This is a genomic window from Halobacillus dabanensis, from assembly GCF_900114165.1.
GTDB classification, from domain to species: domain Bacteria; phylum Bacillota; class Bacilli; order Bacillales; family Halobacillaceae; genus Halobacillus; species Halobacillus dabanensis.
Map to the genome: position 1 here is coordinate 42668 of NZ_FOSB01000008.1, position 14904 is coordinate 57571.

The window sequence follows — 14904 nt, forward strand, 5'->3', positions numbered from 1 at the left end:
TTATACCTTACGAAAAGTTTATACCCGCAAGTCATGGTAAGAAAACTTCGACGGATGCTGTTTTCAGCTGAAGCCGGGTTTTTCGCTTGTCTAGCCGTAACGCTATATAGTGAAAATGCGGAATCTTTGAAGTAATAACCTGTTACGAGATGGTGTGGAGAGGAGTGAAAACTGTGCAAGGATTCACAGAGAGTCTAGTCCTCGGAGCCGGAGGACTTAACATAGGTGATATGATCATTCAGCTTGTTTTCTTCCTTGGTCTACTTGCTCTTTTAGGTAAGTTCGCATGGGGACCATTGATGAACATGATGAAAGAACGTGAAGATTACGTAGCAAATGAAATTAACACGGCAGAAAAAAGCCGTGAAGAAGCACAACGCATGCAGCGGGAAGCTTCTGAAGAATTGAAAGCAACTCGTCAAGATGCACAGAATATCATCGAGGATGCTCGTAAAACGGCAGGCCAGCAAGAAAGAGATATTCTGGAATCGGCGCGTGCAGAGGCAGAACGTATGAAAGAATCTGCTCGTCAAGAAATTGAACAGGAGAAAGAAAAGGCTGTCCAAGCTCTTAAAGATCAAGTGGCTACAATGTCAGTCATGATTGCATCCAAAGTAATCGAAAAAGAACTTTCTCAAAAAGATCAAGAAGCATTGATCAACCAATATATTGATGAGGCAGGCGAAGAGCGATGAGCCAATCCATCATTGCAAAACGCTATGCGGACGCTCTTTTTCAACTTGGAAAAGAAAAATCAAAATTAGAACAGTTTGAATCCGAATTGCAAATATTACGTGATGTATATCGCAGCAATAAGGAAATAAATACATTCCTTAAGCACCCACGCTTTTCCATCGAACAGAAAAAAAAGTTGGTCGGCGATTCTTTCCAGTCTTTTTCTGTAGAAATCGTCAACACTTTGAAGCTGATCGTGGAAAGACACCGGGAAGATATCATTGTTGATATGATCGATGATTATATCGAAATGCTCAATGATGCTAAAGGAATTGCAAATGCGGATGTTTACTCCGTACGTGAACTTTCTGAAGCTGAAAAACAGCGCATTTCAGAAACCTTCGCACCTAAGGTCGGTAAACAATCCTTGAACCTCACGAATATCGTAGACCCTTCGATTCTCGGCGGACTCCGTTTGAGGGTAGGTAATCGCATATTCGATGGTTCTGTCAGTGGAAAACTTCGACGCATAGAGCGGCAGTTAGTTTCTGCGAACAATAGATGATAGGGGTGAAATGGCATGAGCATCAAAGCTGAAGAAATCAGTGCGCTGATTAAACAGCAAATTGAAAACTATGAGTCAGATATAGAAGTCAATGATGTGGGAACCGTAATCGAAGTTGGTGACGGTATTGCCCGTGCTCATGGTCTTGATAATGTCATGGCTGGAGAGCTCGTTGAATTCGCTAACGGTGTCATGGGATTGGCACAGAACTTGGAAGAAAGCAACGTGGGTCTTGTCATTCTAGGACCATATACAGATATTAAAGAAGGCGATGAAGTTCGCCGTACAGGACGGATTATGCAAGTGCCTGTCGGAGAAGAAATGTTGGGACGTGTCGTGAACCCGCTCGGACAACCAGTCGATGGACGTGGACCGATTGAAACGACGAGAACACGCCCGATCGAATCTCCTGCCCCAGGTGTTATGGACCGTAAATCCGTAGATGAACCACTTCAAACAGGAATCAAGGCGATCGATGCCCTTGTACCAATCGGACGTGGACAACGTGAATTGATCATCGGTGACCGTCAGACAGGTAAGACGTCTGTTGCAATCGATGCGATTTTGAACCAGCACGATCAGGATATGATTTGTATTTATGTAGCGATCGGACAAAAAGAATCTACCGTACGTGGAACAGTAGAAACTCTACGTCGCCATGGTGCACTGGATTACACGATCGTTGTAACGGCGAGTGCTTCTCAACCTGCCCCACTTCTATACCTTGCTCCATACGCAGGTGTATCACTGGGTGAAGACTTCATGTATAACGGCAAGCACGTGCTTGTAGTTTATGATGACTTGTCTAAACAGGCAGCAGCCTACCGTGAACTTTCTTTACTACTTCGTCGTCCACCAGGCCGTGAAGCCTTCCCAGGAGACGTTTTCTACCTACACTCTCGTTTGCTTGAGCGTGCAGCGAAGCTTAGTGATGCCAAAGGTGGCGGCTCATTGACTGCACTACCTTTCGTTGAAACACAAGCAGGTGATATCTCTGCATACATCCCGACAAACGTTATTTCCATTACAGATGGTCAGATCTTCTTGCAATCTGATTTGTTCTTCTCTGGTGTACGACCGGCGATTAACGCTGGTTTATCCGTATCCCGTGTTGGAGGATCAGCACAAATCAAGGCAATGAAGAAAGTAGCCGGTACTCTAAGACTAGACCTTGCCTCCTACCGTGAACTAGAAGCATTCGCTCAGTTCGGTTCTGATTTGGATAAATCTACACAGGCGAAGCTGAATCGTGGTGCTCGTACGGTTGAAGTACTGAAACAAGGTCTTCACCAACCACTAGCCGTAGAGAAACAAGTTATGATCATTTATGCCCTGACTAAAGGTTTCTTAGATGATATTCCAGTTGAAGATGTTACTCGTTTCGAGTCTGAATTCCACAACTGGTTGGATAACAACCGCAAAGAGCTTCTATCTCAAATCCGTGAGACAGGTAAGCTCGGTGAAGATGAAGACATGAGTGGTGCTGTGAAAGAATTCAAGAAGACTTTTGTCGTTTCTGAATAATTAGATCATAGCTAGAAAGGGTGGTGAAACAGCGTGGCATCCCTTAGAGATATTAAAGGTCGGATTACGTCAACGAAAAAGACGAAACAAATCACGAAAGCGATGGAGATGGTGTCAGCATCTAAGCTGAACCGTGCTGAACAGAATGCAAAGCAATTTGTTCCTTACAGCGAGAAGATCCAGGAAGTGGTGGCCAGCATCGCCCAAGGTGGCGGTGATGCGAGTCATCCGATGCTTGAAGCCCGTGAGGTCAAAAAGACAGGCTATCTTGTCATCACTTCTGATCGTGGTCTAGCAGGAGCCTTTAACAGTAGCGTTCTCCGTAAGGTTTATCAGGAAATCCTTAAGCATCATACGTCAGCAGAAGAATACACATTGATCACGATCGGTCGGATCGGACGTGATTTCTTCCGTAAACGTAACATGCCTGTCGATATGGACATTACTGGTATATCAGATCAGCCGGATTTTGCGGACATCAAAGATATCGCTGCCGATACGATCCAGTTATATACGGATGAAAGAATCGACCAGCTTTACATCTATTACAACCATTACGTTAGTGCGATCACTCAAGAAGTGACAGAGAAGAAGATTCTTCCACTGACTGATTTTAATACAGAAGGTAAAGCGAGCCAAAGTTCATATGAGTATGAGCCGAACCAAGAAGAGATTTTAGAAGTCTTGCTTCCTCAATACGCAGAGAGCTTGATTTACGGAGCTTTACTGGACAGTAAAGCTAGTGAGCACGCAGCACGTATGACGGCCATGAAGAGTGCGACAGATAACGCTGATGATCTCATCGGTGATCTTACTCTATCTTATAACCGTGCACGTCAAGCTGCTATTACCCAGGAGATTACCGAAATTGTCGGCGGTGCAGCTGCCCTAGAATAGGAATCCTCGGATTTTTTGAACAGTAAGTTAGGAGGGAAATCGATGAGTAATGGACGCGTGACCCAAATCATGGGGCCCGTTGTTGACGTAACGTTCGATGATGGACAGCTCCCTGATCTTAATAACGCATTGCACGTAAGCTACGAAGCGAAAAATGAAAACGAAAATAGCGTCGATCTTACATTAGAAGTTGCCTTACATCTGGGTGATAATACCGTTCGTACTGTTGCCATGTCATCCACAGAAGGTGTTATGCGTGGTACTCAGGTTACAGATACAGGTAAGCCGATCTCTGTACCCGTTGGTGATGTGACTTTAGGGCGAGTATTTAACGTAGAAGGTAAGAACATCGATCTTGATGAGCCGCTAGGTGATGATGTACGTCGTGACCCGATTCACCGTGAGGCTCCTAAATTTGAGAACCTGGCAACAGAGACAGAGATCCTGGAAACAGGAATCAAAGTCGTAGACCTTCTTGCCCCTTATGTTAAAGGTGGTAAGATCGGTTTGTTCGGTGGTGCTGGTGTAGGTAAAACGGTATTGATCCAGGAATTGATCAATAACATCGCCCAGGAGCACGGTGGTATTTCCGTGTTCGCAGGGGTAGGAGAACGTACACGTGAAGGTAACGACTTGTACTATGAAATGACTGATTCTGGAGTTATCAAGAAGACAGCCATGGTATTTGGCCAAATGAACGAGCCACCTGGAGCACGTATGCGTGTGGCACTTTCTGGACTGACGATGGCAGAATACTTCCGTGATGAAGAAGGACAAGACGTACTATTCTTTATCGATAACATTTTCCGTTTCACCCAAGGTGGTCTTGAAGTATCGGCCCTTCTTGGTCGTATGCCATCAGCCGTAGGTTACCAGCCTACATTGGCTACAGAGATGGGACAACTGCAAGAGCGAATTACGTCAACGGACAAAGGTTCTGTAACTTCCATCCAGGCTATTTATGTCCCTGCCGATGACTACACAGACCCGGCTCCTGCGACGACTTTCGCGCACTTGGATGCAACAACGAACCTTGAACGTAAACTTTCAGAGCAGGGAATCTATCCAGCCGTAGATCCACTTGCTTCCACTTCCCGAGCTTTGGACCCTGAAATTGTTGGGGACGAGCACTATGAAGTGGCACGTGAAGTTCAACGTACGCTTCAACGCTACAAAGAACTTCAAGATATCATTGCTATCTTAGGTATGGATGAACTTTCTGATGAGGACAAATTGACTGTATCCCGTGCACGTCGTGTTCAATTCTTCCTATCTCAGAACTTCCACGTTGCTGAACAGTTCACTGGCCAGCCTGGTTCTTATGTGCCTGTATCAGAAACGGTTAAAGGCTTCAAGGAAATCCTTGACGGCAAATATGACGACCTTCCTGAAGATGCGTTCCGTCTCGTCGGACGAATCGAAGAAGTTGTTGAAAAATCAAAACAAATGCAATAAACAGGTCTGAAGGAATGAGGTGTTCATCCACTAGGGCAGCACCTCTTCCTCCTTCATGATCAGCCAAGGAGGAATACGTATGAGCACACTGACGGTGAGTGTAGTCACTCCTGATGGCCCGGTGTTGGAAGATGCATTTGAAATGGTTAGTTGTAAGGCGGAAAGTGGAGAACTGGGAATTCTTCCGGGACACATTCCGATGGTAGCCCCACTAACGATCAGCGCTGTTCGTCTTAAAGGCGAAGGGAAATCCGATCGAATCGCCGTAAGCGGAGGGTTTTTAGAAGTTCGTCCTGAAAAAGTGACGATTCTCGCCCAATCAGCAGAAAAGCCTGCTGATATCGATATTGATCGTGCCCGGATGGCCAAAGAACGTGCGGAACGTCGCCTACAAGATAAACAAGCCGATATTGATTTCCAACGGGCTGAAATGGCACTCAAGCGAGCCATCAATCGTTTGGACGTTTATGAGAACAACTTTTAAACTGCTTTCTTTCACGAGAGCAGTTTTTTTGTTGGTAAGGTGAACCCGACAGCGTCCAGTTCCAAACGTCAAAGAAATTCGTCTTGCGTGAAGTCACTGATCATCTGCCGCTAACATTTCCTGTGTAAGGCAGGAAAGAATAATGAACATCAGCGACTTGTTTCGAGTGACGAATGCTACGTAAAATAGGCTATCCAAGGGGAATGTTTGTTATTACCCGGGAAATAGAACGAAATATTCCTGTTTTATGTCAGTTTGCCTGTTTTTAAAAGCACTATTCGACAGTAGAAGAAGGAAGGGGTTACACAAATGGAACAATATTTTGCTGAAGAAGCGATTCTCAGCATGACTTCGCATCTGATTTTCATCGTGATTACATGGAGAGTTTTACAGGCTGTCAACTTTGATGCGTTTTTTAAGAAGAATCGTGTGTTTGAAGCTAGAGCATTGTTGATTATGATCACCATTGCTTTAGGGACAACAGTGAGTAACTTTTTCCTTGATTTCATCACTTGGTCGAACAGTCTTGTCTATTTATTTTAATGATTTGTTAAATGTCTAATGTTGTAAGGAATTGTTTCGTATGAATGGTGTCTTCCTAGGTCAAACTTATAGTAATACAATGCTTGGGGAGGCATTTAAATATGAAGAGTGTTTTTGCTGGAATCATTGCTTTACTTATTATAGGGACGGGTGCTTATCCACAGGAAATGACAGGCGCTCAAGCTACATTGATGCAGTTCGCGTCATTTGCTGCGGATAAGCAGCTGGAAGTGAATGGCTGGACGATTACGATGAAAGAAAAAATAACAAGAAACGAAGCCGATCGCATGAAACAAAAACTGCAGAAATACTTTAATGATCCTGTCATTATCAACGAAACGACAATGAATGCTGAAAAATATACCATCTCAGACAGTCAGAAAAACAAAGATATTGCCGAAACCTATAGCATGATTTTTCCCGAAAATAAGCTCAGCGATGTAGAAATGGTTTATACCGTTGAAGGACAGGGAAAACCTTCTTTAAACAAGTTGAATCAAAAAGAATTAAACGAAGAAACTCGTCGATTTTTCTCAAAAAATGTCACTATTTTCACTTGTATTAAAACAACGTATAATGGTATCATTGATGATGTTTTAGTGTATGAAAAATTCGAAAAAGCTTTCGACGTAGTAACAATAGATGTAATCGACGAGAACGGTTGGACTAGCAGAACCGGATACACAAAAGAATGGGACCAATCTATACCTACGAAGGATCGATTGATGAATAGTCAGTTTGCTACCCGAACTTTGGGCGGTAAGACAAACATCACTATTGGCACACCCATTATAACTGCTGAATATTAATAATAGTGAATATGGACGCGGAGGAGAATGAACCTTGGAAAAAATCATCGTCCGTGGTGGGAGGCAGCTGAATGGTACAGTGAAAGCTGAAGGTGCCAAGAATGCCGTACTGCCTGTCATCGCAGCAAGTATTATCGCAAGTGAAGGAAAAAGTGTATTACACGAAGTACCCGCTTTAGCTGATGTATATACAATAAATGAAGTAATTCGACATATGAATGCAGATGTCAATATGGTGGGTAATACTGTCACAGTGGACGCTTCCAGCGATTTGGAAACGGAAGCTCCAATCGAATATGTCAGAAAAATGCGTGCCTCTGTCCTCGTATTGGGACCACTTTTGGCCCGGTATGGCCATGCTAAGGTGGCTATGCCAGGGGGATGTGCAATCGGATCACGTCCGATTGATCAACATTTGAAAGGCTTCGAAGCAATGGGAGCACAAGTAACTGTTGGCAATGGCTATGTGGAGGCTGAAGTTAACGGGCGTCTGCACGGAGCAAAAATCTATTTTGATGTTCCGAGCGTAGGAGCCACAGAAAATGTAATGATGGCAGCAGCCCTTGCAGATGGGAAAACCGTGCTTGAAAATTGTGCGAAGGAACCGGAAATTGTAGACCTTGCCAATTACCTGAATAAGATGGGTGCGAAAATTGTCGGTGCCGGAACAGAGACAATTCGGATTGAAGGAGTAGAGAAACTTATCGGAGCAACTCATACTATCATTCCAGACCGAATTGAAGCAGGTACCTTCATGGTAGCCGCTGCTATAACCGGAGGTAACGTACTCGTGCAAGGTGCTATGCATGAACATTTGCGCTCTCTAGTGTCTAAGATGGAGGAAATGGGTGTAATTATTCAAGAGGAAGAAACGGGTCTACGAGTCATTGGTCCTGATATCTTGAAAGCAACAGATCTTAAAACGATGCCACACCCGGGATTCCCGACAGACATGCAATCGCAAATGATGGCTCTTATGCTTAGTGCTACAGGTACAAGTGTCATTACAGAAACAGTATTTGAAAATCGTTTTATGCATGTCGAAGAATTCCGTCGCATGAATGCAAACTTGAAGATTGAAGGTCGTAGTGTGATTGTGGAAGGGCCTTCCTCCTTACAAGGTGCTGAAGTTGCTGCAACGGATTTGCGAGCAGGTGCAGCTTTGATTCTTGCTGGTTTAGTTGCGGAAGGCTACACAAGAGTAACGGAGCTTAAGCATTTGGATCGCGGCTATGTGAATTTTACGGAAAAATTAGCCGGCATTGGCGCAGATATTGAACGTGTCAAAGAAGAAGAAATTTATTCTGAAGATCACGAACCAAGCGAATCTGTATCGACATTATAATATATACATCATCATGGCTTGCCTGTTTCAATATTTTTGAAATAGGCAAGCTTTTTTTGTTCTATCATCTTTCATTTATGGATACATTTTAGTAGAGGGATCTACTTTGTGACCAGGAGGATGCGGATGAAAAAAACAATGGAATTGGCTTGATTGCTGCATGTGGATTATTTGTAACTATACTCATACTACCTACTGTGATTGTCGTCCCGTTTACAAATTCCGATGATGCTGAGAAAGTGGAGGAGACTCCCCGAACAGAGCAAGTCGCGTCAGTAACAGAGTCACCATTTTCAGTGAAGGTGTTAAGAAGTGCGACAGAGCAGGTGGAAGAAGTTCCACTAGAAACTTATGTAGCACGTGTTGTGGCATCGGAAATGCCTGTTAACTTTGAGGTGGAAGCATTGAAAGCTCAAGCTTTAGCAGCGAGGACCTATATTGCTCAACACATGATGGGAGATCAAAAAGTCTCTGCTGAGGCTGATGTGACGGATACGGTGAACCATCAAGTGTATAAGAGTGAGAAAGAACTCCGAAACCTCTGGAAAGATGCTTATGAAGAAAATATGAGCAAAATAACGGAAGCTGTGAAGGCAACGCAGGGTGAAATTATTACTTACGATCATGAGCCGATTACAGCTGCTTTCTTTTCCACAAGTAATGGCTACACAGAAAATGCAGGTGATTATTGGGAACAGGATATCCCATACCTTAAAAGTGTAGAAAGCCCATGGGATCAAGACTCCCCTAAATTCTCTGATCAGAAAATCATTACGCTCACGGAGCTTGAACAAACGTTAGGTGTGTCCATTGGTGATAATATTCAAAGAATGACGATGACGAAAACAGAAGGAAACCGTGTGGATGAAGTTCATTTTGGTGAACAGTCTTTCTCAGGTAGAGAAATCCGGGAAAAATTCGCTTTACCTTCCAGTGACTTTTCCATTCAACAAAAAGGAGATCATGTCATCTTTACAACGAAAGGTTACGGGCATGGGGTCGGAATGAGCCAATATGGAGCGAACGGCATGGCGAAAGCAGGGAAGGGTTATAAAGATATTATCCATCACTACTATCAAAACACAGAAATCGCACCAGTCAGCACACAAACAGCCTCTCTAAATACTGAAGGATGAATCCATAAACTAAAGAGCTGCCCAAAGCAGCTCTTTAGTTTTTTTATCATCATCAACTCTAGAGCAGGTAAACAGATGATACGCTTCCGTAATGTTAATATGTGTTAGGAGCTTCGGGAAACGATTCGCTTTCCGTGGGGCTTGCGCTGAGCCTCCTCAGGCTCCGTCTCCTGGGGTCTCATCTGTCCCGCAGATTCCACAGGAGCCTCATCGTTTCCAAACTCCCATTAAGCTTCACATGGCACCGAAACTGTTCATATAGTCTTTAAATATTATAATTTTTTCCTCTGGATGTATATAATCCCACAGAAGTGTTCAGAATGGTTTTTGAGGTGATGAACATGAAAGAGGAAGGTAAGAAAAGCGTGACTAAATTAAAGTTCAAACGCTTGATGCGCAAGAAATGGTTGTATCCAGCATTGTATTTGTCAGTAGCTGCATTGGTTCTAGTCGGAGTGTTCTGGTATCAGCAGGGGTCAAGTGATTTAGAAGATCAAATCGCTGAACAGCCCGAGTCTGAAGTTCAAGATGAATTTTTGACAGCAGATAACGAGAAGGAAACTGCCCCAGTAATGGAACATCAGGAAAACTTGCAAATGCCTGTGGCTGACGAAAAAGCCGCATCCATTGTCACTAAATTCTATGATTACGACGCTTCCGAGCAAGACCAAGAAAGTGCACTGGTCCTATACAACAATAAATACTACCAAAGTGAAGGCGTAGATATTACTAGAGAAGATGGAGAAGCTTTCGAAGTCACAGCAGCTCTGTCAGGAACAGTCACAGAAGTGAAAGAAGATCCGCTATACGGCAATGTAATTGAAATCACACATGACGAAGATGTCACAACTGTGTATGCTAGTCTAGAAGATGTCGAAGTTCTAGCAGGATCTGATGTTTCTCAAGGCGATGTTCTTGGTGCTGCTGGAAAAAATTCTTTCGGGCAAGCAAGTGGGGTCCACGTACACTTCGAAGTTCGTAGTGATGGCCAACCTGTTAACCCAGAAGATTTCTTCGGTCAGCCGATGAGTAAAATCCTCGAAAAAGCTGAAGATAAAGCTTCAGTAGATAAAGCGCAGGAAGAAGAAGCTCCACTAGATGATGCAGGGGAAAGTGAAGAAGTACCATCAGAGGAGCCTCAGGAAGATGCGGAGCAGCCATCAGAGGAAGAAGAATTAAATACGGATGAAGATCCAGCTGGTTCAGAGGATGGAGAGCAAACACCAGATGAAGATAGTGCCTCTTCCATCTCTAATACACAAGCATAAAAAATGAGGGTTCTGCCCTCATTTTTTTGTTGTCTAAAAATTCTAAAACTCCAAATTTGCAAGCAGCCTTTCCCTTGAAATAGGACGACAACCGTATGTTGATCAAACAGTGCATGCTAGTAAGGAGCAATGACATGCCCTTTGCCCTGATGACATCAGAACTTAATTCAACACATGGGAAGGTTACATAAAACATATCTCTTAGAGGTTCTTCCATCCATTTAGAACTTGATCCATTCCTATAGGGGAAGTAGTACTATGTGAACTTGAATATCTTCATAACAATGGATGTTTCTTAATATCCTTTGAATTTTGTGCATAAAATTACAGAAATCTTAGGCAGGTCATGCATCGTATGACATATCTTAGAACTTTTATTAATACAATGAGGATAACCGAGCACTCGGTAACATCCAGGGTGATCCATCATGAATGAACTTCCAGAGCAAACACCCATCCATAACATAATAAGCGCTTTCCTAATGATCCCACCCCCTTGGATAGTCAATCACAGGAGGCGAGTGGAGTGCATGATTACATCAAAGAGAGGACTATCAAGATTGGAGAGCACATTATTGAAACGAAAAAAACGGTAAGAGTCATCGCTAAAGAATTTGGTGTTTCGAAAAGTACTGTACACAAGGATTTAACGGAGAGACTTCCAGAGGTGAACCCGGAACTTGCTAAGGAAGTGAAGAAAATCCTTGAACACCACAAAGAAATCCGCCATTTAAGAGGTGGGGAAGCGACACGTAAAAAATACAAGTCGCAATTGGTGGATGATCAACCTGTCCAGCCCCTGGCATGAACTCTGTTTTCCTCCCTTTGTCACATTTCCTCGATATTTGGTAACTTTTTTCATCTCTCAAGAGACGGATGTCGTAATTTTGTGATAGAATATAGTACTAGATGTGTTTGATTTATTTAAAATATTACGTGAAACAATAGGGAAACATAAGTAAAAGGAGTTTACTCCATTGCCTTGCAACGTAACGGATTACGAGGGTCTTTTTGCGTTTTAGGGTAATTATGCTTTTTACAATAGGGAGGATCTACAGAACATGTTTGCGAGAGATATAGGGATTGATCTTGGTACAGCCAATGTGCTGATCCGCGTAAAAGGTAAAGGTATAGTTTTGAACGAGCCGTCTGTGGTTGCCATGGACCGGAATACTGGTAAGGTTCTTGAGGTGGGTGAAGAAGCCCGCCGAATGGTTGGACGTACGCCGGGAAACATTGAAGCTATCCGCCCGCTCAAAGATGGGGTTATTGCAGACTTTGATGTAACGGAAGCGATGCTCAAACATTTTATTCAAAAAACAAATGTAAGAGGTTTCTTATCTAAACCGCGCATGCTGATTTGCTGTCCTACGAATATCACGAAAGTGGAACAAAAAGCGATCAAAGAAGCGGCGGAGAAATCCGGTGGTAAAAAAGTGTACCTGGAAGAAGAGCCTAAAGTAGCAGCGATTGGTGCTGGCATGGATATTTTCCAACCGAGTGGAAACATGGTTGTCGATATCGGTGGAGGTACAACAGATGTCGCTGTTTTATCGATGGGGGATATCGTTACTGCTTCCTCAATAAAAATGGCGGGGGACAAATTCGATCATGAGATTCTCCAGTACATTAAGAAAGAATATAAACTCCTGATTGGAGAACGAACGGCTGAAGATATAAAAATAAGTGTAGCGACTGTTTTCCCAGGTTCAAGGAATGAGGAAATTGAAATCCGCGGACGAGACATGGTGTCCGGTCTTCCACGTACGATTTCAGTCAACTCTACGGAAATTGAAAAATCACTGCGTGAATCTGTTCAAGTCATTATTCAAGCAGCTAAGCAAGTGCTGGAACGTACCCCACCTGAACTTTCTGCAGATATCATCGATCGTGGTGTTATCATGACAGGCGGAGGAGCTCTGCTTCACGGTATCGACCAATTGCTGGCAGATGAGTTGAAAGTTCCTGTCCTAGTAGCTGAATCACCGATGGATTGTGTAGCGACAGGGACAGGTATTATGCTTGAAAATATCGACAAGCGGATTTCTACGAAGCTTTAATAGAGAGGTTCGAATGGGAGGAGTGAATACACCTTGTTAAGAGGATTTTACACAGCCGCAGCCGGTATGATGGCTAACCAGCGAATGCAGGAAACATTGTCAAATAATATGTCGAACGCGAACACACCAGGATACAAGGCCGACCAGGGGACAATGCGGGCTTTTCCGGAGCTGTTGATACAGCAGATGGGAAGCAAAAATATCCCTACCACAAGTGGGTTCAAAATACCTGATGGTGGTCATGTAGGGTCCCTTAACACGGGTGTATATATGCAAGAGTCCATTCCTTCATTCAAACAAGGAGACTTGAAGGAAACAGGTATCGGGACAGATTTGGCGCTTGTACAAAATGCTGTACCTGATGAGACAGGTTTTCTCTTTTTCCACGTACAAGATGATGGAGGAGAAGATCGATATACAAGGAACGGGAATTTCACGGTGGACGGGGAAGGGTTTTTGACGACCAACCAGGGGAACTATGTGTTGGATGAAAATGGTGACCCCGTAAACACAGGAGGGCTGGAGTTTGCTGTAACTGCAGACGGTATCCTGTCTGTAGAGAATGGACAAACCTTTACGCTCGGTTTATCCTACAGCCCTGATGCTGGGGATATGGTGAAGGAAGGGAACGATCTTTTCCGCCTTTCTGAAGAAGGAGCTCCGTTAGAAAATGCAAGGGGAAACGATGCTATCTCTTTTTCCATCCAACAAGAACACCTGGAGCGATCGAACGTTGATGCAAACCGTACGATGACAGAAATGATGAATACATATCGTTCTTTTGAAATGAATCAACGTGTATTGAAGGCCTATGATCAAAGTATGCAAAAAGCAGTAACAGAAATCGGAAGAGTAACTTAGGAGGAGAGCTAATCGTGATGAATCGATCAATGATCCAGTCAGCGGTAACGATGGGACAATTACAAAAGAAATTGGACGTGATCGGAAATAACTTGTCCAACAGTGAAACGACAGGTTACAAGAGTCGAAACGCTGATTTCTCCTCATTACTCTATCAACAAATAGACAACCAGTCGCACCAAGCGGCGGAAACTGGTCGCAGCACTCCGGAAGGGATTCGCATCGGTTCAGGAGCAAGACTTGGACATACAAACATTGACTTGACACAAGGAAGTCTGCAGAATACGGGAAGAGACCTTGATGTAGCTCTTCTGGAGGATAACCACCTGTTTGAACTGCGTGTTACAACAGAAGCAGGGGAAGAGACCCATTATACAAGAGCCGGAAACTTTTATTTGAACCCAGTGAATGATGGACGATTGATGCTGACAGATGCCAACGGCCACCCTGTATTGGGGGAAGATGGGGAAAATATCTTACTTGAAGATAATATGCAGCATATTTCCATCGACAGTCAAGGAGCGATCCTTGTGACTCGTGGGGAGGAACAATTCGTCGAAGGCCGGTTGAATGTTACGGAAGCCGTCCGTCCACGTATGTTGGAATCCGTGGGGGACAATCGATTCCGTATGCCTGATGGGATGGATCCTCAAGGGGTGCTGGAAGGTGTACAACAGGGTGACGTTCACTTACAAGCGAAGACACTGGAAAGTTCCAATGTGGACATTTCAAAACAAATGACAGAAATGCTGATGGCTCAGCGTGCCTATCAATTTAATGCCAAATCTATTTCCACAGGAGATCAGATGATGGGGCTTGTGAGTCAACTTAGATCATAAACGTAAGGAGTTTGACGACCATGGCAACAGATCCTAATTCTAAAGGCAAAAAGCCAAATAAAGATAAAGAAAGAGAGAAAAAACGGCAAGCTCTAGATGAAGCCACAAAGCAGAAACCTGCCAAAAAATCCTCATCTAAAGAACAGAGCAGCGAGAAGAAAGAAAAAGCTCCGAAAAAAGGGCGTCGCCGAATTCTGCCGATATGGTTACGGATTATTCTTGTCCTTCTTTTCAGTGTGGCTGCCTTGGTGATAGGATTGATGATCGGTTACGGCGTCATTGGTGATGGTAATCCGACAGATGCGCTTGAGATGGAAACATGGCGCCATATTTGGGATATCGTTATGAAAAACGAATAAAACGGATGGATGCTTGTACTTCATTCTATGTGCAAACATCTTCTATATGCAAAACACGAGCCAGGTTGGTCCGTGTTTTTTTGT

General features: G+C 43.7%; 16 protein-coding genes. All 16 read left to right on the plus strand.

The features are described 5' to 3' along the window. Window positions 1–173 precede the first annotated feature (173 nt). Window positions 174–695, plus strand: a complete 522-nt coding sequence (gene atpF / locus BMZ58_RS14035; protein WP_075037192.1) for a F0F1 ATP synthase subunit B — start codon at window positions 174–176, stop codon at window positions 693–695. Then, window positions 692–1240 carry a F0F1 ATP synthase subunit delta gene (locus BMZ58_RS14040; protein ID WP_075037193.1) on the plus strand — a complete coding sequence of 183 codons (549 nt, stop codon included), beginning with the start codon at window positions 692–694 and terminating at the stop codon, window positions 1238–1240. Before atpF ends, BMZ58_RS14040 begins: the two co-directional genes overlap by 4 nt. A gap of 15 nt (window positions 1241–1255) precedes the next feature. Beyond that, a complete protein-coding gene (gene atpA / locus BMZ58_RS14045; RefSeq protein ID WP_075037194.1) occupies window positions 1256–2764 on the plus strand; it encodes a F0F1 ATP synthase subunit alpha in 1509 nt (502 codons plus the stop codon). Between the two features lie 33 nt (window positions 2765–2797). Continuing rightward, the gene (locus BMZ58_RS14050; RefSeq protein ID WP_075037195.1) at window positions 2798–3661 is read left to right on the plus strand and encodes a F0F1 ATP synthase subunit gamma; all 864 of its coding nucleotides are present in this window, start codon (window positions 2798–2800) and stop codon (window positions 3659–3661) included. Between the two features lie 42 nt (window positions 3662–3703). Then, on the plus strand, window positions 3704–5116 hold the full coding sequence (gene atpD, locus BMZ58_RS14055; protein WP_075037196.1) for a F0F1 ATP synthase subunit beta: 1413 nt from the start codon (window positions 3704–3706) through the stop codon (window positions 5114–5116). A gap of 79 nt (window positions 5117–5195) precedes the next feature. Then, a complete protein-coding gene (locus BMZ58_RS14060) occupies window positions 5196–5600 on the plus strand; it encodes a F0F1 ATP synthase subunit epsilon (RefSeq protein ID WP_075037197.1) in 405 nt (134 codons plus the stop codon). Window positions 5601–5909: 309 nt separating this feature from the next. Beyond that, window positions 5910–6143 carry a DUF1146 family protein gene (locus BMZ58_RS14065; RefSeq protein WP_075037198.1) on the plus strand — a complete coding sequence of 78 codons (234 nt, stop codon included), beginning with the start codon at window positions 5910–5912 and terminating at the stop codon, window positions 6141–6143. A 101-nt stretch (window positions 6144–6244) separates the two neighbouring features. After that, window positions 6245–6952: a YwmB family TATA-box binding protein gene (locus BMZ58_RS14070; protein WP_075037199.1), complete on the plus strand. Its 708-nt coding sequence runs from the start codon at window positions 6245–6247 to the stop codon at window positions 6950–6952. Window positions 6953–6986: 34 nt separating this feature from the next. Then, complete coding sequence (murA, locus tag BMZ58_RS14075) at window positions 6987–8297, plus strand: UDP-N-acetylglucosamine 1-carboxyvinyltransferase (protein ID WP_075037200.1); 1311 nt, start codon at window positions 6987–6989, stop codon at window positions 8295–8297. Between the two features lie 149 nt (window positions 8298–8446). Continuing rightward, window positions 8447–9433, plus strand: a complete 987-nt coding sequence (gene spoIID / locus BMZ58_RS14080; protein WP_244151584.1) for a stage II sporulation protein D — start codon at window positions 8447–8449, stop codon at window positions 9431–9433. A gap of 365 nt (window positions 9434–9798) precedes the next feature. Beyond that, on the plus strand, window positions 9799–10701 hold the full coding sequence (spoIIQ, locus tag BMZ58_RS14085) for a stage II sporulation protein SpoIIQ (protein ID WP_244151586.1): 903 nt from the start codon (window positions 9799–9801) through the stop codon (window positions 10699–10701). 526 nt (window positions 10702–11227) lie between these two features. Then, window positions 11228–11509 (plus strand): sporulation transcriptional regulator SpoIIID, encoded by a 282-nt coding sequence (gene spoIIID / locus BMZ58_RS14090; protein ID WP_075037202.1) that lies wholly within the window; start codon window positions 11228–11230, stop codon window positions 11507–11509. A gap of 253 nt (window positions 11510–11762) precedes the next feature. Next, the gene (gene mreB / locus BMZ58_RS14095) at window positions 11763–12761 is read left to right on the plus strand and encodes a rod shape-determining protein (protein WP_075037203.1); all 999 of its coding nucleotides are present in this window, start codon (window positions 11763–11765) and stop codon (window positions 12759–12761) included. Window positions 12762–12794: 33 nt separating this feature from the next. Then, window positions 12795–13622 carry a flagellar hook-basal body protein gene (locus BMZ58_RS14100; protein WP_075037204.1) on the plus strand — a complete coding sequence of 276 codons (828 nt, stop codon included), beginning with the start codon at window positions 12795–12797 and terminating at the stop codon, window positions 13620–13622. 17 nt (window positions 13623–13639) lie between these two features. Continuing rightward, window positions 13640–14461, plus strand: a complete 822-nt coding sequence (locus tag BMZ58_RS14105; RefSeq protein ID WP_075037318.1) for a flagellar hook-basal body protein — start codon at window positions 13640–13642, stop codon at window positions 14459–14461. A gap of 20 nt (window positions 14462–14481) precedes the next feature. Next, the gene (locus tag BMZ58_RS14110) at window positions 14482–14820 is read left to right on the plus strand and encodes a DNA-directed RNA polymerase subunit beta (protein ID WP_075037205.1); all 339 of its coding nucleotides are present in this window, start codon (window positions 14482–14484) and stop codon (window positions 14818–14820) included. Window positions 14821–14904: the final 84 nt, after the last annotated feature.

What these genes read in the sequence shown, in the direction of transcription:
- BMZ58_RS14040 (WP_075037193.1), top strand. Translation starts at nt 692, where the DNA reads ATGAGCCAATCCATCATTGCAAAACGCTATGCGGACGCTCTTTTTCAA.
- atpA (WP_075037194.1), top strand. Translation starts at nt 1,256, where the DNA reads ATGAGCATCAAAGCTGAAGAAATCAGTGCGCTGATTAAACAGCAAATT.
- atpD (WP_075037196.1), top strand. Translation starts at nt 3,704, where the DNA reads ATGAGTAATGGACGCGTGACCCAAATCATGGGGCCCGTTGTTGACGTA.
- BMZ58_RS14060 (WP_075037197.1), top strand. Translation starts at nt 5,196, where the DNA reads ATGAGCACACTGACGGTGAGTGTAGTCACTCCTGATGGCCCGGTGTTG.
- BMZ58_RS14065 (WP_075037198.1), top strand. Translation starts at nt 5,910, where the DNA reads ATGGAACAATATTTTGCTGAAGAAGCGATTCTCAGCATGACTTCGCAT.
- BMZ58_RS14070 (WP_075037199.1), top strand. Translation starts at nt 6,245, where the DNA reads ATGAAGAGTGTTTTTGCTGGAATCATTGCTTTACTTATTATAGGGACG.
- mreB (WP_075037203.1), top strand. Translation starts at nt 11,763, where the DNA reads ATGTTTGCGAGAGATATAGGGATTGATCTTGGTACAGCCAATGTGCTG.
- BMZ58_RS14105 (WP_075037318.1), top strand. Translation starts at nt 13,640, where the DNA reads ATGAATCGATCAATGATCCAGTCAGCGGTAACGATGGGACAATTACAA.
- BMZ58_RS14110 (WP_075037205.1), top strand. Translation starts at nt 14,482, where the DNA reads ATGGCAACAGATCCTAATTCTAAAGGCAAAAAGCCAAATAAAGATAAA.